This window comes from Stenotrophomonas sp. KH_036_B (assembly GCF_057839485.1).
Genome location: NZ_CM174491.1, coordinates 1,269,683 through 1,288,101, shown reverse-complemented (window position 1 = coordinate 1,288,101; position 18,419 = coordinate 1,269,683). Strand labels below are relative to the sequence as shown.

17 protein-coding genes are annotated in these 18,419 nt (G+C 67.1%); 7 read left to right on the top strand and 10 right to left on the bottom strand.

Features of this window, described 5'->3' with window-relative positions; translation table 11 throughout:
* Positions 1 to 63: 63 nt before the first annotated feature.
* From ispH to murJ, 5 genes are all read right to left on the bottom strand, one after another.
* On the bottom strand, positions 64 to 1,014 hold the full coding sequence (gene ispH / locus AC3ITN_RS05960; protein WP_313343612.1) for a 4-hydroxy-3-methylbut-2-enyl diphosphate reductase: 951 nt from the start codon (positions 1,012 to 1,014) through the stop codon (positions 64 to 66).
* A 53-nt stretch (positions 1,015 to 1,067) separates the two neighbouring features.
* The gene (gene lspA, locus AC3ITN_RS05955) at positions 1,068 to 1,574 is read right to left on the bottom strand and encodes a signal peptidase II (RefSeq protein ID WP_313343608.1); all 507 of its coding nucleotides are present in this window, start codon (positions 1,572 to 1,574) and stop codon (positions 1,068 to 1,070) included.
* A complete protein-coding gene (gene ileS / locus AC3ITN_RS05950; RefSeq protein WP_489392346.1) occupies positions 1,574 to 4,405 on the bottom strand; it encodes an isoleucine--tRNA ligase in 2,832 nt (943 codons plus the stop codon). Before ileS ends, lspA begins: the two co-directional genes overlap by 1 nt.
* Entirely contained in the window at positions 4,402 to 5,349 is a 948-nt protein-coding gene (locus AC3ITN_RS05945; RefSeq protein WP_313343603.1) for a bifunctional riboflavin kinase/FAD synthetase, read from the bottom strand. Before AC3ITN_RS05945 ends, ileS begins: the two co-directional genes overlap by 4 nt.
* Positions 5,350 to 5,491: 142 nt before the next feature.
* Entirely contained in the window at positions 5,492 to 7,096 is a 1,605-nt protein-coding gene (gene murJ / locus AC3ITN_RS05940) for a murein biosynthesis integral membrane protein MurJ (RefSeq protein ID WP_313343601.1), read from the bottom strand.
* Positions 7,097 to 7,212: 116 nt separating this feature from the next.
* Between murJ and rpsT the strand changes: the two genes are divergently transcribed.
* The gene (rpsT, locus tag AC3ITN_RS05935; RefSeq protein ID WP_017354922.1) at positions 7,213 to 7,482 is read left to right on the top strand and encodes a 30S ribosomal protein S20; all 270 of its coding nucleotides are present in this window, start codon (positions 7,213 to 7,215) and stop codon (positions 7,480 to 7,482) included.
* 232 nt (positions 7,483 to 7,714) lie between these two features.
* Here rpsT and cgtA read toward each other — a convergent pair whose 3' ends face one another.
* The 3 genes from cgtA to rplU all read right to left on the bottom strand — a co-directional run bounded on the left by cgtA (position 7,715) and on the right by rplU (position 9,501).
* The gene (gene cgtA, locus AC3ITN_RS05930) at positions 7,715 to 8,764 is read right to left on the bottom strand and encodes an Obg family GTPase CgtA (RefSeq protein WP_313343598.1); all 1,050 of its coding nucleotides are present in this window, start codon (positions 8,762 to 8,764) and stop codon (positions 7,715 to 7,717) included.
* Between the two features lie 143 nt (positions 8,765 to 8,907).
* Positions 8,908 to 9,168 carry a 50S ribosomal protein L27 gene (rpmA, locus tag AC3ITN_RS05925; protein WP_019184517.1) on the bottom strand — a complete coding sequence of 87 codons (261 nt, stop codon included), beginning with the start codon at positions 9,166 to 9,168 and terminating at the stop codon, positions 8,908 to 8,910.
* A 15-nt stretch (positions 9,169 to 9,183) separates the two neighbouring features.
* Entirely contained in the window at positions 9,184 to 9,501 is a 318-nt protein-coding gene (rplU, locus tag AC3ITN_RS05920) for a 50S ribosomal protein L21 (RefSeq protein WP_214900886.1), read from the bottom strand.
* Positions 9,502 to 9,794: 293 nt separating this feature from the next.
* Between rplU and uvrA the strand changes: the two genes are divergently transcribed.
* Together uvrA and AC3ITN_RS05910 are read left to right on the top strand one after the other, a co-directional pair.
* On the top strand, positions 9,795 to 12,794 hold the full coding sequence (gene uvrA / locus AC3ITN_RS05915) for an excinuclease ABC subunit UvrA (protein WP_489392345.1): 3,000 nt from the start codon (positions 9,795 to 9,797) through the stop codon (positions 12,792 to 12,794).
* Entirely contained in the window at positions 12,794 to 13,201 is a 408-nt protein-coding gene (locus AC3ITN_RS05910; protein WP_489392344.1) for an acyl-CoA thioesterase, read from the top strand. Before uvrA ends, AC3ITN_RS05910 begins: the two co-directional genes overlap by 1 nt.
* Positions 13,202 to 13,278: 77 nt before the next feature.
* Here AC3ITN_RS05910 and AC3ITN_RS05905 read toward each other — a convergent pair whose 3' ends face one another.
* On the bottom strand, positions 13,279 to 13,722 hold the full coding sequence (locus AC3ITN_RS05905; protein WP_489392343.1) for a copper chaperone PCu(A)C: 444 nt from the start codon (positions 13,720 to 13,722) through the stop codon (positions 13,279 to 13,281).
* Between the two features lie 34 nt (positions 13,723 to 13,756).
* On the opposite strand from AC3ITN_RS05905, the gene AC3ITN_RS05900 reads away from it, so the two are divergent.
* From AC3ITN_RS05900 to AC3ITN_RS05885, 4 genes are all read left to right on the top strand, one after another.
* Complete coding sequence (locus AC3ITN_RS05900) at positions 13,757 to 14,536, top strand: enoyl-CoA hydratase/isomerase family protein (protein ID WP_489392342.1); 780 nt, start codon at positions 13,757 to 13,759, stop codon at positions 14,534 to 14,536.
* Between the two features lie 297 nt (positions 14,537 to 14,833).
* Positions 14,834 to 15,742, top strand: a complete 909-nt coding sequence (tesB, locus tag AC3ITN_RS05895) for an acyl-CoA thioesterase II (protein ID WP_489392341.1) — start codon at positions 14,834 to 14,836, stop codon at positions 15,740 to 15,742.
* Positions 15,743 to 15,748: 6 nt separating this feature from the next.
* Positions 15,749 to 16,255, top strand: a complete 507-nt coding sequence (locus tag AC3ITN_RS05890; protein WP_313343583.1) for a putative signal transducing protein — start codon at positions 15,749 to 15,751, stop codon at positions 16,253 to 16,255.
* A gap of 109 nt (positions 16,256 to 16,364) precedes the next feature.
* A complete protein-coding gene (locus AC3ITN_RS05885; protein ID WP_489392340.1) occupies positions 16,365 to 17,579 on the top strand; it encodes an RNA polymerase sigma factor in 1,215 nt (404 codons plus the stop codon).
* Between the two features lie 114 nt (positions 17,580 to 17,693).
* On the opposite strand, the gene AC3ITN_RS05880 is transcribed toward AC3ITN_RS05885, so the two are convergent.
* Complete coding sequence (locus tag AC3ITN_RS05880; protein ID WP_489392339.1) at positions 17,694 to 18,275, bottom strand: EF-hand domain-containing protein; 582 nt, start codon at positions 18,273 to 18,275, stop codon at positions 17,694 to 17,696.
* Positions 18,276 to 18,419: the final 144 nt, after the last annotated feature.

The window sequence follows — 18,419 nt, the reverse complement described above, 5'->3', positions numbered from 1 at the left end:
CAGCCCCATGGCCAAAGGTCATGCCTTCGTTGCGCGGTGACGACCGTTGGTCGTCACTCCTTGTCAGGAGATGAGGCGAAGCCTCAACTCCTTCGGCAACGCAAACACCATCGATTCGGGCTCACCCTCCAGCTCGCCCACGCCGGTGGCACCCAGCTCCTTCAGGCGGGCGATCACGCCATCCACCAATACCTGCGGTGCGGAGGCGCCGGCAGTGAGGCCGATGTGCTTCTTGCCTGCCACCCACGCCGGGTCGATCTCGTCGGCGCCGTCGATCAGGTAGGACTCCACGCCGTCGCGGCGCGCCAGCTCGCTGAGGCGGTTGGAATTGGAGCTGTTCGGCGAGCCGACCACCAGCACCAGGTCGCAGCGCTTGGCCAGGTCGCGTACGGCGTCCTGGCGGTTCTGCGTGGCGTAGCAGATGTCGTCGTTCTTCGGGCCCTGCATCGCCGGGAAGCGGGTGCGCAGGGCGTCGATGATGCTGCGGGTGTCGTCCACCGACAGCGTGGTCTGGGTGGTGTAGGCGAAGTTCTCCGGCTGGTCCAGCACCAGCGTGGCGACGTCTTCCACGTCTTCCACCAGGTAGATGGTGCCGGTGCCGCGCTCGCGGCTCCACTGGCCCATGGTGCCCTCCACTTCCGGGTGCCCGGCGTGGCCGATCAGCACCACGTCGCGACCGGCGCGACAATGCCGGGCCACTTCCAGGTGGACCTTGGTGACCAGCGGGCAGGTCGCGTCGAACACCTTCAGCCCGCGCCGCTCGGCTTCCTGGCGCACGGCCTGGGAGACGCCGTGGGCGCTGAAGATCACCGTGTTGTCGTCCGGCACCTCGTCGAGCTCTTCGACGAAGATGGCCCCGCGGCGCTTGAGGTCATCGACCACGAACCGGTTGTGCACGACCTCGTGGCGCACGTAGATCGGCGCACCCAGGGTCTCGATCGCGCGCTTGACGATCTCGATCGCACGATCGACACCGGCACAGAAACCACGCGGATTGGCGAGCAACACATCCATCGGTCAGATACTCCGGCCGGCCGGAGCCGGTTGATACAGGGAACTGGAGGGAATTATCCCGCTTTTTTCTCGGACTTGCCTTCGAACAGGCCAAACACCGCAATACCCACCGCGCCGACCACGATCGCCGCATCGGCGATGTTGAAGGACGGCCAGTAGTGCTCACCCACATACCACTGGATGAAATCCACCACGTGGCCATGCACCTGGCGGTCGATGACGTTGCCGATGGCCCCGCCGATCACCAGCGCGAAGGGCACCGCGCGGCGCCAGTTGGCGCGCGGGGTTTCCCACAGCCACTTGGCCATCAGGCCGCTGATGGCCACCGCCAGGGCGGTGAAGAACCACAGCTGCCAGCCACCGGCGTCGCTCAGGAAACTGAACGCCGCACCGGTGTTGTAGGTGCGGTACCAGTTCCAGAAGCCGTCGATGACCACCACCGGCTGGAACTCGGGCAGGCTGGACAGCACCCAGGCCTTGCTCCACTGGTCCAGCCCGATGACGGCCGCCGACAGCAGCAGCCACACCAGCGCGTTGGGACGCGGACGCGGGGCGGCCATCAGAACCACTTCCGGTCTTCGCCGGCACCGTCGACGTTGCTGGCGCAACGACCACACAGTTCCGGGTGGGCGGCCACGCTGCCGATGTCGGCACGGTAGTGCCAGCAGCGCACGCACTTCTGCTTGGTGGTCGGCTGGGCGCTGACGAACACCTCGTCGGTGGTCGCCGGGCGCACGCTGACATCACCACTGATCAACAGGAAGCGCAGCTCATCGGCCAGCGGCTGCCAGCGCGCGGCGGTTTCGGCGTTGGCGGCCACGGTGATCTCCGCTTCCAGCGCCGCACCGATCGCGCCGTTGGCGCGCATCGGTTCCAGCACTTTGGCGACCTGCTCGCGCAGGGCCAGCAGCTGGTCGAAGTCGGCCGCGTTCAAGGCCGCATCCGCCGGCAGCGGCACCAGGCCGTCGTACCAGGTGGCGAACAGCACGTTGTCCTTGCGCGCGCCCGGCAGGTAGCCCCACAGCTCGTCGGCGGTGAAGGTCAGGATCGGCGCGATCCAGCGGGTGAACGCTTCGGCGATGTGGTACATCGCGCTCTGCGCCGAGCGACGGCCGCGCGAATCGGTCGGCATGGTGTACAGCCGGTCCTTGGTCACGTCCAGGTACAGCGAGCCGAGGTCCACGCTGCAGAAGTTCAGCAGCAGCTGCACGATCTCGGCCATGTTGTAGCCGGTGTAGGCCGCCTTGATCTTCTCCTGCACTTCCCAGGCGCGATGCACGATCCAGCGGTCCAGCGCGACCATGTCGGCCGGGGCCACCAGGTGCTGCGCCGGATCGAAACCGTCCAGGTTGCCGAGCAGGAAGCGCGCGGTGTTGCGCAGGCGCCGGTAGGCGTCTGCATTGCGCTTGAGGATTTCCTGCGACAGCGACATCTCGTTGCTGTAGTCGGCCGAGGCGATCCACAGGCGCAGGATGTCCGCGCCCAGGGTCTTCATGATGTCCTGCGGCTCGATGCCGTTGCCCAGCGACTTGGACATCTTGCGACCCTTCTCGTCCACGGTGAAACCGTGGGTGAGGCACTGCTTGTAGGGCGCATGCGTGTCGATGGCCACGCCGGTCAGCAGCGAGGACTGGAACCAGCCGCGGTGCTGGTCCGAACCTTCCAGGTACAGGTCGGCCGGCTTGCCGAAGCCACGTGCCAGCAGCACGCCTTCATGGGTCACGCCCGAGTCGAACCAGACATCGAGGATGTCGGTGACCTTCTCGTAGTGCGGCGCTTCATCGCCGAGCAGTTCAGCCGCGTCGAGCGAGTACCACACGTCGATGCCGCCCACCTCTACGCGATCGGCCACCTGCTGCATCAGCTCGACGGTGCGCGGATGCGGCTCGCCGGTTTCGCGGTGGGTGAAGAAGGCAATCGGCACGCCCCAGGTGCGCTGGCGGCTGATGCACCAGTCCGGACGCCCGTCGACCATGGCGCCGATGCGCGCCTTGCCCCAGCTCGGGAACCAACCCACGTTGTCGATGGCCGTCATCGCATCGCTGCGCAGGTTGGCCTTGTCCATCGAGATGAACCACTGCGGGGTGGCGCGGAACACCACCGGCGTCTTGTGCCGCCAGCAGTGCGGGTAGCTGTGCACGATCTCGACGAAGGCGAGCAGCGCACCGGCGTCGCGCAGCACCTCCACGATCAGCGGTTGCGCCTTCCACAGGTGCACGCCGGCCAGCACCACCTCGCCTGCAGGCGGGGTCGAGGGCAGGTACACGCCGCGGCCGTCGACCGGATTGATCTGGCCGGCGGTGTAGTGGTCCATCAGCCCGTACTGCTGGCTGACCACGAAGTCTTCCTGGCCGTGGCCCGGGGCGGTGTGCACCGCACCGGTACCGTCTTCGTCGGAGACGTGGGCACCGTTGAGCAGCGGGATGTCGCGCTGCGGGTAGAACGGGTGCGCCAGCAGCAGGTTCTCCAGTGCGGCACCGGCGGCATGGCCGTGTACTTCGACATTCTCCACGCCGTAGCGCTGCAACGAGCGCGCAGCCAGCGCAGAAGCAAGCACCAGCAGTCGCCGCTTTCCGTTATGAGCAGGCCCTTCAACCAACATGTAGTCGATTTCCGCACCCAACGACACCGCCAGGGAGGCGGGAAGCGTCCACGGGGTGGTCGTCCAAATCGGGACAGCGACTTCGGCGTCGATTGGCAGTTTCACGCCGAAGCGGGCCGCCAGCTGCGCCGAATCGCGCGCGACATACGCCACGTCGATGGCCGGCGAGGTCTTGTCCTGGTATTCGATTTCCGCTTCGGCCAGTGCCGAGCCGCAGTCGAAGCACCAGTGCACCGGCTTGGCGCCGCGCACGATGTGGCCGTTGGCGAACACCTTGGACAGCGCGCGGATTTCGTTGGCCTCGAAATCGAAGCTCAGCGTCTTGTACGGGTTGTCCCAATCGCCGACCACGCCCAGGCGCTTGAAGTCGCGGCGCTGCAGTTCGATCTGCTCTTCGGCGTACTCGCGGCACTTCTGGCGGAACTCGACGGCGTCCAGCTTGACGCCCACCTTGCCCCACTTCTTCTCGACCGCGATCTCGATCGGCAGGCCGTGGCAATCCCAGCCGGGCACGTAGGGCGCATCGAAGCCGGCGAGGTAGCGCGACTTGACGATGATGTCCTTGAGGATCTTGTTGACCGCATGGCCCAGGTGGATCTGGCCGTTGGCATACGGGGGGCCGTCGTGCAGCACGAACAGCGGGCGACCCTGCGCGTTTTCGCGCAGGCGGGCGTACAGGCCCTCGTCTTCCCAGCGCGACAGAATGCCCGGCTCGCGCTTGGGCAGGTCGCCGCGCATCGGGAATTCGGTTGCCGGCAGATGAAGGGTGGCTTTGTAGTCCTGGCTCACGCAGTGGCTCGCAATCTGTGTTCGGAAAGGATGTGACGCGCCTGATCGGCGTCACGGTGCATCTGGTCGGTCAACGCCGCCAGATCATGGAACTTTTCTTCATCGCGCAGCTTGGCGACGAATTCAACCTGGATATGACGACCGTACAGGTCGCCCTGGAAATCGAACAGGTGGGCTTCCAGCAGCGGCTCCACGCCCTCCACCGTCGGCCGCGTGCCGAAGCTGGAGACCGAGGGCCACGGCTGGTCGAACACGCCGTGCACCCAGGTGGCATAGATGCCCGACAGCGCCGGCGTCTTGGGGAAGCGCAGGTTGGCGGTGGGAAAGCCGAGGGTACGGCCCAGCTGGCGGCCGCGCACCACCCTGCCCCCGATCGCATACGGGCGACCGAGCAGGTCATTGGCATGGGTGAAATCGCCGGCGCGCAGCAGCTGGCGGATGCGGGTGCTGGAAATGCGCTCGCCGTGCAGGTCGACCGGCTCGATCTCGCCGGCACTGAAGCCCAGCTCGGCGCCCATCGCCTGCAGCAGGGCCAGGTCGCCCCTGCGCCGGTTGCCGAAGCAGAACTCCGGCCCGATCCAGACCTCGCGCGCGCCCAGGCGGTGCACCAGCAACTGCTGCACGAAGTCCTCGGCCTGCATCGCGGCCATGCGCGCGTCGAAACGCAGCAGCCCGATCGCATCCACGCCCAGCTCGCCCAGCATCGCCACCTTGTCGCGGGCCAGGGTCAGCCGCGGTGGCGGCTCGCCCTGGGCGAAGTATTCGCGCGGCAGCGGCTCGAAGGCGACCGCCACGGCAGGCACGCCCAACGCGCGGGCACGCGCCACCGCATGCCGCACCAGCGCACGATGGCCCAGATGGAGGCCGTCGAATGCGCCGATGCAGACCACGCTTCCGTGCGGGAACAAGCGCCCGCCTTCGATGCTTCTGAACAACCTGGTCATCTGATCGGAATCCGGCCCACCCGGGCCCATCTGTTGCAATGCATGACCGGTAAGTATACCGGGGTGACAAGGGTCGCCGGGCAGCCACGCAGGGCGTGGCGCTACCGGCATCGGTCCTAGATGGTGATGGCGGGCCCTTGGATCAATGCTCGCGCAGGTGGCGCGGGCGGAAGCCCATCGCCACCAGGGCCAGCAGATAGGTCAGGCCGCCACCGCCGACCAGCAGCGCCAGGTTGCCGATGCGGTGCCATTTATCCATGTCGGTGAACGCCGACATCAGCTGCAGCAGGCCCAGCAGCACCGCCACCATGGCCACACAGGCCAACGCCAGACGCGTCGCGTAGCCGGCCCAGCCGGGCTTGGGCTGGTACACGCCGGTCTTGCCCAGCCAGTACCAGAGCAGGCCGAGATTCAGGTAACTGGACAGCGCGCTGGCGATGCCCAGGGCCAGGTGCAGGCCCGGCTGCTTGCCCAGCGCCACCCACACGCCCTGCGCCTTCAGCGCCTCGGGCACCATCACGTGGTACAGCACGGCCAGCAGCACGAAATTGAAGACCATGTTGGCCACCAGCGCGACCAGGCCGGCGCGTACCGGGGTGCGGGTGTCCTGACGGGCGTAGAACGCCGGCAGCACCACCTTCAGCAGCGCGAACGCCGGCAATGCCAGGCTCAGGCCGTACACCGACAACGCGGTCATGCGGGTATCGAAGGGGGTGAACTGGCCGTGCTGGAAGATCGTGGCGATCAGCGGCTCGGCCAGCAGCAGCAGGCCCAGCATGGCCGGCACGGCGATCAGCAGCGTGGTGCGCAGGCCCCAGTCCAGCGCGCTGGAGAACCCGGCCTTGTCGGTACTGACATGGTGACGGGCCAGCGCAGGCAGGATCACCGTGCCCAGCGCCACCCCGAACACGCCCAGCGGCAGCTCCAGGAAGCGATCGGCCAGCGACAGCCAGGACTGCGAGCCGTCGGTCAGCTTCGCCGCGATCACCGTGTCCAGCAGCAGGTTGATCTGCGCCACCGACGAGCCGAACAGGGTGGGCACCATCAGGGTCAGCACCTTGCGCACGCCCGGATGGCTCCAGCCCCAGCGCGGCAGGGTCAGCAGGTTGATGCCCTTCAGCGAGGGCAGCTGGAACAGCAGCTGCAGCACGCCCGCCGCCAGCACCGCCCAGCCCAGGGCGAGGATCTGCTTCTCCGGCGTGCCGCCCAGCCGCGGCGCCAGCCACAGCGCGCCGGCGATCATGCACAGGTTGAGGATCACCGGGGTCAGCGCGGGCATCGCGAAGCGCTGGAAGCTGTTCAGTGCCCCACCCGCCAGGGCGGTGAGCGAGACGAACAGCAGGAACGGGAAGGTCAGCCGGAACAGGTCCACCAGCAGGCCGTGCTTGGCCGGGTCGGTGTCCACCCCGCTGGAGAACAGCGTGGCCAGCTGCGGGGCGAAGATCAGCGCCAGCGCGGTCACCAGCAGCAGCACCGCGCCCAGCGTGCCGGCCACCCGCGACATCAGCTCGCGCAGCTCTTCGTGCGAGCGGGTTTCCTTCACCTCCGTGAACACCGGCACGAAGGCGGTCGCGAACGAGCCCTCCGCGAACAGCCGGCGCAGGAAGTTGGGTACCCGGAAGGCGACCCAGAAGGCGTCGGTCACCGCATTGGTGCCGAACGTGGTGGTAACGGCCAGGTCGCGAACCAGCCCCAGCACCCGCGAAATCATGGTCATGCTGCTGAAAGACAGCAGCCCGCGCAACATCCTTGGTGAACTCACCCGTGTTCCCTCTTGACAATTGACTTGACGTACATTTTTCGAGCCATCATACTTTCCAGCTTGCTGTTCCCATTACATCGATTTTTCAGGAAACCACCACTGTGGCCAATATCAAGTCCGCCAAGAAGCGCGCCAAGCAGACCGTCGTGCGCAACGCGCGCAATACGGCTCAGCGTTCGATGCTGCGCACCGCTGTCAAGAAGGTGATCAAGGCTCTGGATGCCAATGACGCCGCCGGCGCCGAGGCAGCATTTGCCGTCGCCCAGCCGATCCTCGACCGTTTCAGCTCGCGCGGTCTGATCCACAAGAACAAGGCTGCCCGTCACAAGAGCCGCCTGACCGCCCGCATCAAGGCCCTCAAGGCCGCCTGATACGGCGCAACGCCGCGCATTGCGCGGCGTGCGGTAAAAGAACCCGGCCCTGGCCGGGTTTTTTGCGTTGGCGCACCAAACGCGGAAAACACCCCGCGTAGAGCCACGCCCTGCGTGGCTGGATGCGTGCGACCCAGGACCCTGTGCCGGCGGCAGCCACGCAGGGCGTGGCGCTACGGCAGAACGGAAAAACCCGGCCGCAGCCGGGTTCTTCAGACGCGAGCGCAGGCGCTCAGTACGCATCGCGCGCTTGCGCCTCGTCTTCCTTCTGGCGGTCGAAGAACGCCATGATGTTGGTCATGATCGGCCAGGTGCCTTCACGGCCCAGCGCCGAGACCAGGTACCACGGCTGGGTCCAGCCCAGCTCGGCGATGATCTTCTCGGCCGCGGCCTTGGCCTCGTCCTCGAACATCAGGTCGGCCTTGTTCAGCACCAGCCAGCGCGGCTTGTCCAGCAGTTCCGGATCATGCTTGGCCAGCTCGCGCTCGATCGCCCGGACCTGCTCGATCGGCGAGATTTCCACACCGCCCTCCATGGGGGAGATGTCCACCAGGTGCAGCAGCAGGCGGGTGCGCTGCAGGTGGCGCAGGAACTGCGCGCCCAGGCCGGCACCGTCGGCAGCACCCTCGATCAGGCCGGGAATGTCGGCGATCACGAAGCTGCGGTAGTTCTCCACGCGCACCACGCCCAGATTGGGGTAGAGGGTGGTGAACGGGTAATCGGCCACCTTGGGGGTGGCAGCGGAGACGGCGCGGATCAGGGTGCTCTTGCCGGCGTTGGGGAAGCCCAGCAGGCCGACGTCGGCCAGCAGCTTCAGCTCCAGCTTCAGCAGGCGCTCCTCGCCCTCCTCGCCCGGCAGCGACTGGCGCGGCGAGCGGTTGGTGGAGCTCTTGAAGTGCATGTTGCCCAGGCCGCCCTTGCCGCCCTTGGCCACCAGCAGGGTGTCGCCGTGCTGGGTCAGGTCGCCGATCACTTCGTCGGTGGCCACGTTCATGATCACGGTGCCGATCGGCACGGTGATGAACAGGTCTTCGCCGCCCTTGCCGTAGGCCTGGCGGCCCATGCCGTTTTCACCGCGCTGCGCCTTGAAGATGCGCTCGTGGCGGAAATCGACCAGCGTATTGAGGTTTTCGTCGGCGCGGATGTACACGCTGCCGCCATTGCCGCCGTCGCCGCCGTCCGGGCCGCCCAGCGGAATGAACTTCTCGCGACGGAAACCGACGCAGCCGTTACCGCCATTGCCAGCGGTGACCTGGATTTCTGCTTCGTCTACAAGTTTCATGATTCTGGATGCCAACTGGAGGCGGTGGGCAACGGATGCACCCGACCGCAGAGTCTAACGTGAAAAACAAAAACCCCGCCGAAGCGGGGCTTTCGTCAGCGGCCCCACGCCTGGGCGGGGGCGACGCCTGCATGCCGCGAAGCTCAGGCTTCGGCGACGACGCTGACGGTACGACGCTTCTTCGGGCCCTTCACCGAGAACTCCACCTTGCCGTCGACGAGCGCGAACAGGGTGTGGTCACGGCCGAGGCCAACGCCGGTACCCGGGTGGAACTGGGTGCCGCGCTGACGCACGATGATGTTGCCGGCATCGATGGCCTGGCCACCGAAGATCTTGACGCCGAGGTACTTCGGGTTGGAGTCGCGACCGTTGCGCGATGAGCCTACGCCCTTCTTATGTGCCATGACTGCTTCTCCTTATTACTTGCTGCCACCGGCAATGCCGGTGATCTCGATTTCGGTGTAGTACTGACGGTGACCCTGGCGCTTCATGTGGTGCTTGCGGCGACGGAACTTGATGATCCGGACCTTGTCGGCACGACCCTGCGACACGACCTTGGCAGTGACCGAAGCGCCGCTCAGCGCGTCGCCCAGCTTGATGCCGTCGCTGTCACCCAGCATCAGGATTTCTTCGAACTTGATCTCGTTGCCGACTTCGACTTCGAGCTTTTCAACGCGGAGCGTTTCGCCCTGCGCCACGCGGTATTGCTTACCGCCGGTTACCAGTACTGCGTACATGACCAGACTTCCTCTGTAGTTATTGTGGTCTATGGACTGCTGCCGTCGAGGGCAGACAGAAGCGGGATTTTAATGACTCACCCCAGCCCGGGTCAACCCACCCCCCGCCTTGGGGCGCAATAGGCTGAACCCCGTTCAGGTAAGCGACCCGCCGGTCTCAGGGGATGAGACACAGGACTGGCAATGTCGCCGATTGCCCCCAAATCCCAAGCTCGGTAGGCTGACCGATTGCCGTCTCCGCTTGCCCCACCCGCTTGCCGACCCCCGGGTCGAAGCCCCACAACGGATCCCCCATGGCGATGGATTTCATCCGCATCCGCGGCGCGCGGACGCACAACCTCAAGAACATCGATCTCGACCTGCCCCGCGACAAGCTCATTGTCATCACCGGCCTGTCCGGCTCGGGCAAGTCCTCGCTGGCCTTCGACACCATCTATGCCGAAGGCCAGCGCCGTTACGTGGAGTCGCTGTCGGCCTATGCCCGCCAGTTCCTGAGCGTGATGGAAAAGCCGGACCTGGACCACATCGAGGGCCTGTCCCCGGCGATCTCGATCGAGCAGAAGTCGACCTCGCACAACCCGCGTTCGACCGTGGGCACCATCACCGAGATCTACGACTACCTGCGCCTGCTGTACGCCCGCGTCGGCAGCCCGCGCTGCCCGGACCACGGCTACCCGCTGGAAGCGCAGACCGTGAGCCAGATGGTCGACCACGTGCTCACCCTGGACCCGGAGCAGCGCTACATGCTGCTGGCCCCGGTGATCCGCGAGCGCAAGGGCGAGCACGCCCAGGTGTTCGACCAGCTGCGCGCGCAGGGTTTCGTGCGCGTGCGGGTGGACGGCGCCCTGCATGAAATCGACGCGGTGCCGCCGCTGGCGCTGCGCCAGAAGCACACCATTGAAGCGGTGATCGACCGCTTCCGTCCGCGCGAGGACATCAAGCAGCGCCTGGCCGAAAGCTTCGAAACCGCGCTGAAGCTGGGCGACGGCATGGTCTCGGTGCAGTCGCTGGACGTCGCGGACGCGCCTGCGCATCTGTTCTCGTCCAAGTACAGCTGCCCGGTCTGCGACTACTCGCTGCCGGAGCTGGAACCGCGCCTGTTCTCGTTCAACTCGCCGGTCGGCGCCTGCCCGGGCTGCGACGGGCTGGGCATGGCCGAGTTCTTCGATCCCAGCCGCGTGGTGGTGCACCCGGAGCTGTCGCTGTCGGCCGGTGCCGTGCGCGGCTGGGACCGCCGCAATGCCTATTATTTCCAGCTGATCGCCTCGCTGGCCAAGCACTACAAGTTCGACGTGGATGCGCCGTGGCAGAGCCTGTCCGACAGCGTGCGCCAGGCGGTGCTGTTTGGCAGCGGCGATGAGACCATCACCTTCACCTACTTCACCGAGGCCGGTGGGCGCACCCAGCGCAAGCACCGCTTCGAGGGCATCATTCCCAACCTCGAGCGCCGCTACAAGGAAACCGAATCGGCGGCGGTGCGCGAAGAGCTGGCCAAGTACATCAGTGAGCGCAACTGCCCCGAGTGCCAGGGCCAGCGCCTGAACCGCGCCGCACGCAACGTGTTCGTGGCCGACCGTGCGCTGCCGGAGCTGGTGGTGCTGCCGATCGACGAGGCGCTGAAGTTCTTCAGCGGCATGAGCCTGCCCGGCTGGCGCGGCGAGATCGCCGGCAAGATCGTCAAGGAGATCGGCGAACGCCTGGGCTTCCTGGTCGACGTGGGCCTGGATTACCTCACCCTGGAGCGCAAGGCCGACACCCTGTCCGGTGGCGAGGCACAGCGCATCCGCCTGGCCAGCCAGATCGGCGCCGGCCTGGTGGGCGTGATGTACGTGCTCGACGAGCCGTCCATCGGCCTGCACCAGCGCGACAACGAGCGCCTGCTCGGCACCCTCACCCGCCTGCGCGACCTGGGCAACACGGTGATCGTGGTCGAGCATGACGAAGATGCCATCCGCCTGGCCGACTACGTGCTGGATATCGGCCCGGGCGCGGGCGTGCACGGCGGCGAGATCGTCGGCCAGGGCACCCTGCAGGACATCCTGGATGCACCGCGCTCGCTGACCGGCCAGTACCTGTCGGGCAAGCGCGCCATCGAGATTCCCGCGCGCCGGCACACGCCCAACCCGAAGATGACGCTGCACCTGCGCGGCGCCAGCGGCAACAACCTCAAAGGTGTGGACCTGGACATTCCGTCGGGCCTGCTGACCTGCATCACCGGCGTGTCCGGCTCGGGCAAGTCGACGCTGATCAACGACACCCTGTTCTCGCTGGCCGCCAACGAGATCAACGGCTCCTCGCACCCCGTCGCCCCGTACAAGGAGGTCGAAGGGCTGGACCTGTTCGACAAGGTGGTGGACATCGACCAGTCGCCCATCGGCCGCACCCCGCGCTCGAACCCGGCCACCTACACCGGTCTGTTCACGCCGCTGCGCGAACTGTACGCACAGGTGCCCGAGGCGCGTGCGCGTGGTTATTCGCCGGGCCGTTTCAGCTTCAACGTGCGCGGCGGTCGCTGCGAAGCGTGCCAGGGCGATGGCCTGATCAAGGTGGAGATGCACTTCCTGCCGGACGTGTACGTGCCCTGCGATGTCTGCCACGGCAAGCGCTACAACCGCGAAACGCTGGAGATCCTGTACAAGGGCTACAACATCAACGACGTGCTGCAGATGACCGTCGAAGATGCATTGAAGCTGTTCGAACCGGTGCCGGGGATCGCGCGCAAGCTGGAAACGCTGGTCGACGTGGGCCTGAGCTACATCAAGCTGGGCCAGAGCGCGACCACCCTGTCCGGCGGTGAAGCACAGCGCGTGAAGCTGTCCAAGGAACTGTCGCGCCGCGATACCGGGCGCACGCTCTACATCCTGGACGAGCCAACCACCGGCCTGCACTTCCACGACATCGAAGCGCTGCTCGGCGTGCTGCACAAGCTGCGCGACGAGGGCAACACGGTGGTGGTGATCGAGCACAACCTGGACGTCATCAAGACCGCCGACTGGATCGTCGACCTGGGGCCGGAGGGCGGCCATCGCGGCGGCACCGTCCTGGTGACCGGCACGCCGGAAGATGTGGCGGCCTGCCCGACCTCGTACACCGGCCAGTTCCTCGCCAAGATGCTGCCCTCGGTCAGCGCCCGTCCGGAGCGCCCGGCCGCGGTGGCCAACAAGCCCGACGTGCGTCCGCCGCGCAAGGCCAAGCCGGAAAAACCGGCGAAGAAGGCCGCTGCGGCCAAGACCACCGGCAAGGCCAGCAAAACCAGCAAGACCAGCACTGCCAAGAAGAAGAAGGACGCCTGATGACCACCGAACACAAGATCCTCGCCCGCGTGCCCATCAGCGTGCGCTGGCGCGACATGGACAGCATGGGCCACGTCAACAACGCCAAGTACATTTCCTACCTGGAAGAGGCGCGCGTGCGCTGGATGCTGGGCGTGGAAGGCGTTTCGATGACCGACCGCATCGCACCGGTTGTGGCCGCCACCAACGTCAACTACCGCCTGCCGATCGTGTGGCCCAACGACATCGTGGTGGAGCTGTTCGTCGAGCGGCTTGGCAACAGCAGCGTGACCATCGGCCACCGCATCGTGGACGAGAAGAACGACAGCACGCTGTATTCGGACGGCAACGTGGTGGTGGTCTGGATGGACACGCAGACCGGCAAGAGCGCGCCGTTGCCGGACGCGATCCGCAACGCATCGAGCTGACCCGCTACCGCTGTTGCATCGAAGAACAGGCCGCCCATGGGCGGCCTGTTTCGTTTGGGGTCATGCCCTGCCTCGCTTCAGCGCGCGGCCTCACGCACCTGCAGCGTGCCTTCGACCTTGCGCCCATCGGCCAGGCTCAGCCGCAACGGCAACACCATGCCTGCCGTGAGCGTGTCCACCGACTGCATCAGCATCAGGTGCAGCCCACCGGGCTTGAGCTCGACCGTGGCGCCTGCCGCAATCGGCAGCCGCTCCACCGCACGCATGCGGCTTACCCCATCGATCCGCGTGGATTCGTGCAGCGATACATCGTCAAACGCCCGGCTGTCCGCTGCCACCACGGTCACCGCCACCTTGCAGCCATTGCGGATCGTTGCGTAGCCGGCGGCCATGGACGCCGACGGCGGCGGCAGCCGTACCCAACCCTGCTCCACCACCACACAGGACGGCTCGGCCGCTCCGGCGGATGCTGCGCCGGCACACAGCATCAACAATACGCCAACGAATGGTTTGGTTATCATCGTCTCAGTTCCCTGCCCGCAACGAGATCGCAGCATGACGACCCTTATCGAGGTGATCAACCATGGCCCCATCCGCGAGCTGCGGCTGGCCCGCCCGCCGGTCAATGCGCTGGACACCGAGCTGTGTCGTCACCTGATCCACGACATCAACCAGGCCATGTCCGATGACGTACACGGCCTGGTGCTGTCCGGCAGCGAGCGCATTTTCAGCGCCGGCATGGACGTGCCGCACCTGCTCAGCCATGGCGAGGACCGGCACAAGCTGCTGGACAGCTGGCAGGCCTTCTTCGGCGCGGTGCGCACCCTGGCCGAAAGCCGCGTGCCGGTGGTGGCGGCACTGACCGGGCATGCCCCGGCCGGTGGCTGCGTGCTGGCGCTGTGCTGTGATTACCGGATCCTGGCGCGCAGCCCGGATCCCAGCCAGCCGACCGTGATCGGCCTGAACGAAGTGCAGGTGGGGCTGGTGGCACCGGAGGGCATCCAGCGTCTGATGCGCCGCGTGGTCGGGCACCATCGCGCCTCGCAGCTGCTGGTCGGCGGTGAGATGGTCGCGGCCGAACGCGCCCTGGAGATCGGTCTGGTGGACGAACTGGCCGCGCCGGCCGACGTGGTGCCGCGTGCGGTGGCCTGGCTGGGCCGCCTGCTGAAGCTGCCGCGCCAGCCGATGCTGCTCACCCGCGCCATCGCGCGCGAAGACCTGCACGAAGCGCTGCACGCCGACCTGATCCGGCTCGATCGCTTCGTCGAGGCCTGGTATGCGCCGGACGCCCAGCAGGCGTTGCACACGCTCGTGGCGCGGCTGGGGAAGGGCTGACCCGCGAAGCCGGACACCTGGCCGGCTCCAAGTACGCGCCGACATCCCCGTAGTGCCGGCCGCTGGCCGGCTCCACGTGCGCGCAGACATCCCGTAGTGCCGGCCGCTGGCCGGCTCCAAGTACGCGCCGACATCCCCGTAGTGCCGGCCGCTGGCCGGCTCCACGTGCGCGCCGACATCCCCGTAGTGCCGGCCGCTGGCCGGCTCCACGTGCGGTTGGACATGCCCAGGAGCCGGCCAGCGGCCGGCACTACTGGACCCGTATAATCGGCGCCAGTCCAACCCAGGTTGCCGCCTTTGTCCGCCACGCAAGAACCCGTCGTTTCCGAGCTGATCGACCTGCTCACGCTCGAGCGCCTGGAAGACAACCTGTTCCGTGGCCAGAGCCGCGACATCGGCACCAAATACGTGTTTGGCGGCCAGGTGCTGGGCCAGGCGCTGTCTGCGGCGCAGGCCACGGTCGACAACGGCCGGCACGTGCATTCGCTGCACGCCTATTTCCTGCGCGCAGGCAACATCGACCACCCCATCGTCTACGACGTGGACCGCACCCGCGATGGCGGCAGCTTCTCCGTGCGCCGGGTCACCGCGATCCAGCACGGCAAGGTGATCTTCTTCTGCGCGGCCTCGTTCCAGCAGGCCGAGACCGGCGCCGAGCACCAGCACAAGATGCCGGAAGTGCCGCAGCCGGAAGACATCGAACCAAACCGCCCGTTGCCGCAGGAAGTGCTTGAGCGCCTCCCCATCAAGGTGCAGCGCTGGCTCTCGCGCGGTGGCCCGTTCGAGTTCCGCCACGTGTACCCGCGCGACGAGCTTCACCCGCCCAAGCGCCCGCCGTACCACCAGGTGTGGCTGCGCCTTAACGAAACCGTCGGCGACGCACCCGAGCTGCACCAGGCGCTGCTGGCCTATGCCTCGGACTTCCATCTGCTCGGCACCGCCACCTTCCCGCACGGCATCAGCTACTACCAGCCGCACGTGCAGATGGCCTCGCTGGACCACGCCATCTGGTTCCACCGCCCGTTCCGCGCCGACGACTGGCTGCTGTACTCGCTGGACAGCCCCAGCGCGCAGGATTCGCGCGGCCTGGCCCGTGGCCAGTTCTTCACCCGCAACGGCATACTCGTTGCCAGCACCGCGCAGGAAGGCCTGATCCGCGTGGTGGATGACCGTGCCGCGGCCGCCGCCGTACCGGCCAAGGAATAATTCGATATGCGTCAGATCTTCAGCAGCCAGCGTGTGGAAACCGTCGAAGGCGTGGCCAGGTTGCTCCGCGACGCCGGCATCGACGTGCGCATCACCAACGGGCGTTCGTACCACAGCAAGCGCGGCAGCCAGTTCAGTTATCTGGACACCAGCAAGGCCACCACCCACCCCACCCTGTGGGTGGTGCATGCCGACGACCAGCCGCGTGCGCGCGAAATCCTGCGCGATGCGCGCCTGCTGGAAACCACCCGCCGCGACCACCCCACCGCCGAATTCGCGTTCCGCGACCAGGTGGCCGACGTGGCCCCCCGCCGCAACTGGGCCTGGCGCATCCGCATCGGCCTGCTGCTGGTCATCGCCGCCGTGGCGATGGTGGTGGTGATGCGCCACCGCAGCGCCCCAACGGCTGTGCCGGTACAGACGCAACAGGCACAACCCCAGGCCCCGGCAGCCGAACCGGCGCCAGAAGAAGAAGTACGCGTCCGTATCACGCCCCCGACCAACCAACCGTAAAACGAGGAGCAGCCACGCAGGGCGTGGCTCTACGGTTCCATGCAGATTCGGCCGGTCACATTTCCCCTGCCCCGGCGTCATGATGTCATCACCGCCAGGGACCGACGCCATGACCCCGCACCCGCTGACCGACACGCTCGACCGTGAACTGCCCGCCGCTGCCGGCGGCTGCCAGCAGTCCTACGGCCGTATCGTGCTGGCGTGCCAGAACACCGTCACCGCCATCGCGCTGGCCATCACCCGCGACGTGCAGGCCAGCGAGGACATCGCGCAGGAAGCCTTCATCAAGGCCTGGCAGCAGCTCAACCAGCTGCACAACCCGGCCAGCTTCCTGCCGTGGCTGCGCCAGATCACCCGCAACCTGGCCCGCGACTGGCTGCGCGCCAACCGCGGCCGGCCGCTGTCCGGTGACGCCGCCGATATCGCCATCAGCATGGCCGCCGACCCCGGCCCCAGCGCACCGGAGTACCTGCAGCGCGCGGAGGAGGAACTGGCCGCGGAAGAGATCATCTCGGCCCTGCCCGAAGACAGTCGCGAGACCCTGCTGCTGTACTACCGCGAAGGCCAGAGCTCGCAGCAGGTGGCCAACCTGCTGGGCCTGAGCGATGCCGCCGTGCGCAAGCGCCTGTCGCGGGCGCGCGCCAGCGTGCGTGAGGAGATGCTGCGCCGCTTCGGCGACTTCGCACGCGGCACGGCACCGGGCGCCGCGTTCGCCACGGCCGTGGTGTCGATGGTGATGGTGGCGGCACCGGGCACGGCCAGCGCCGCCATCCTGCTCGGCACCAGCGTCGGCGTGGGCGGCAGCAAGATCGGCCTGGGTGGCGCCAGTCTGTCCGGCGGCGCGGCGATGGGCTCCCTCGGCGCAGCCGCCAGCCAGAGTCACCTGATCGGCCCGGAGTTCAGCTGGGGCATCGCCATCGGCGCAATGGCCGGTGGCGTCATCGGCAGCTACCTCGGCGGCCGCTACCTGCTCTGCTATACCGAAACACCGGGCGAGCGCGCCGCGGTGCATCGTTTCGTGCACTACAGCACGTTCACCGCCATGCTCGTCTGCATGACCGTGCTCGCGCTGACGGTGCTGCAGGCCCCGCTGTACGGGTCACTGATCGCCATGGTGCTTGGCACCGGCGTGGTCAACTACCAGTGCCTGGTGCCCCTGCAGCGGATCATGGCCCCGATGATCGCGCGCGATGCCGCACGCAAGGGACGCAGCGGGCCGAGTTGGGTGTACCAGTCGATGTACGGAAGGCCGGCACTGCTGGTGACCAATCTGGTGATCGCCGGCATTGTGCTGGCCATGGCCCATCAGCGCGGGATGTTCTGAGCGAAAAAGAGCGCCGGTCGATGACCGGCGCCCCAGGGGTGTATATCCAGATGAAGATCATGACGCCTGAGCGGGGAGCAGCCGACTAACAGTCGGCTCTACGTCGGCTCTAGCTCAGCGCGCCTTCGGCGGCATCGGCGGCTTGTCACCACCATGCCCACCACGCGGACCGCCGAACGGGCCCTTTGCCGCATCGAACTCGGCCTTGCTGATCTGGCCGTCCTTGTTGGTGTCGGCGGCGGCGAACCAGGCGTCACGATGCTGCTTCATGCCCAGCTCGCGGTCGGCCTTGTCCAGGTAGCCGTCCTTGTTGACGTCCATCTGGTCGAAACGGGCGGCCAGGCGCGGATCGGCCTTGGCCTCGTCGCGGCTGATCCGGCCATCCTTGTTCGCGTCCAGCTTTTCCAGCCGCTCATGCGCGCCGCCCGGGCCACGCCCGTGACGCTTGCCCTGCCAGCGCGGCAGTTCTTCGCGGGAGAGCTTGCCGTCCTTGTTGGCATCCAGGCTGTCGAACTTCTCCGCCAGGCGCGGCGCCTTGGCGGCTTCGGTGCGGTCGACGACGCCGTCGCCGTTGGTATCCAGCGTCGCGCGGGCCGGCTTGTCGGGCGTGGCCGGCGCATCGGCGGCGACCGCCAGGCCGGCAGCGCCGGTGGTCATCAGCAGGGCCAGCAGCAGAAGGGGTTTGCGGTTGCGCATGGGTCACTCCGGTTCTGTAGGGGAATCTTCGTGCGGTGCGTTGGCACCCACGGGAGAGAAAACGCACCCGGGGCGAGCGGGTTGACCGGGCACCCGGCCGCGTTCATCGGGCAGACAGTCGCGGCGGCTGCGACGCCCCGGCGC

Bases quoted from the DNA above. Each gene is read 5' to 3' on its own strand.
- ispH (WP_313343612.1), bottom strand. From the start codon at position 1,014: ATGGATGTGTTGCTCGCCAATCCGCGTGGTTTCTGTGCCGGTGTCGAT.
- lspA (WP_313343608.1), bottom strand. From the start codon at position 1,574: ATGGCCGCCCCGCGTCCGCGTCCCAACGCGCTGGTGTGGCTGCTGCTG.
- AC3ITN_RS05945 (WP_313343603.1), bottom strand. From the start codon at position 5,349: ATGACCAGGTTGTTCAGAAGCATCGAAGGCGGGCGCTTGTTCCCGCAC.
- murJ (WP_313343601.1), bottom strand. From the start codon at position 7,096: ATGTTGCGCGGGCTGCTGTCTTTCAGCAGCATGACCATGATTTCGCGG.
- cgtA (WP_313343598.1), bottom strand. From the start codon at position 8,764: ATGAAACTTGTAGACGAAGCAGAAATCCAGGTCACCGCTGGCAATGGC.
- rpmA (WP_019184517.1), bottom strand. From the start codon at position 9,168: ATGGCACATAAGAAGGGCGTAGGCTCATCGCGCAACGGTCGCGACTCC.
- rplU (WP_214900886.1), bottom strand. From the start codon at position 9,501: ATGTACGCAGTACTGGTAACCGGCGGTAAGCAATACCGCGTGGCGCAG.
- uvrA (WP_489392345.1), top strand. From the start codon at position 9,795: ATGGCGATGGATTTCATCCGCATCCGCGGCGCGCGGACGCACAACCTC.
- AC3ITN_RS05910 (WP_489392344.1), top strand. From the start codon at position 12,794: ATGACCACCGAACACAAGATCCTCGCCCGCGTGCCCATCAGCGTGCGC.
- AC3ITN_RS05905 (WP_489392343.1), bottom strand. From the start codon at position 13,722: ATGATAACCAAACCATTCGTTGGCGTATTGTTGATGCTGTGTGCCGGC.
- AC3ITN_RS05900 (WP_489392342.1), top strand. From the start codon at position 13,757: ATGACGACCCTTATCGAGGTGATCAACCATGGCCCCATCCGCGAGCTG.
- AC3ITN_RS05890 (WP_313343583.1), top strand. From the start codon at position 15,749: ATGCGTCAGATCTTCAGCAGCCAGCGTGTGGAAACCGTCGAAGGCGTG.
- AC3ITN_RS05885 (WP_489392340.1), top strand. From the start codon at position 16,365: ATGACCCCGCACCCGCTGACCGACACGCTCGACCGTGAACTGCCCGCC.
- AC3ITN_RS05880 (WP_489392339.1), bottom strand. From the start codon at position 18,275: ATGCGCAACCGCAAACCCCTTCTGCTGCTGGCCCTGCTGATGACCACC.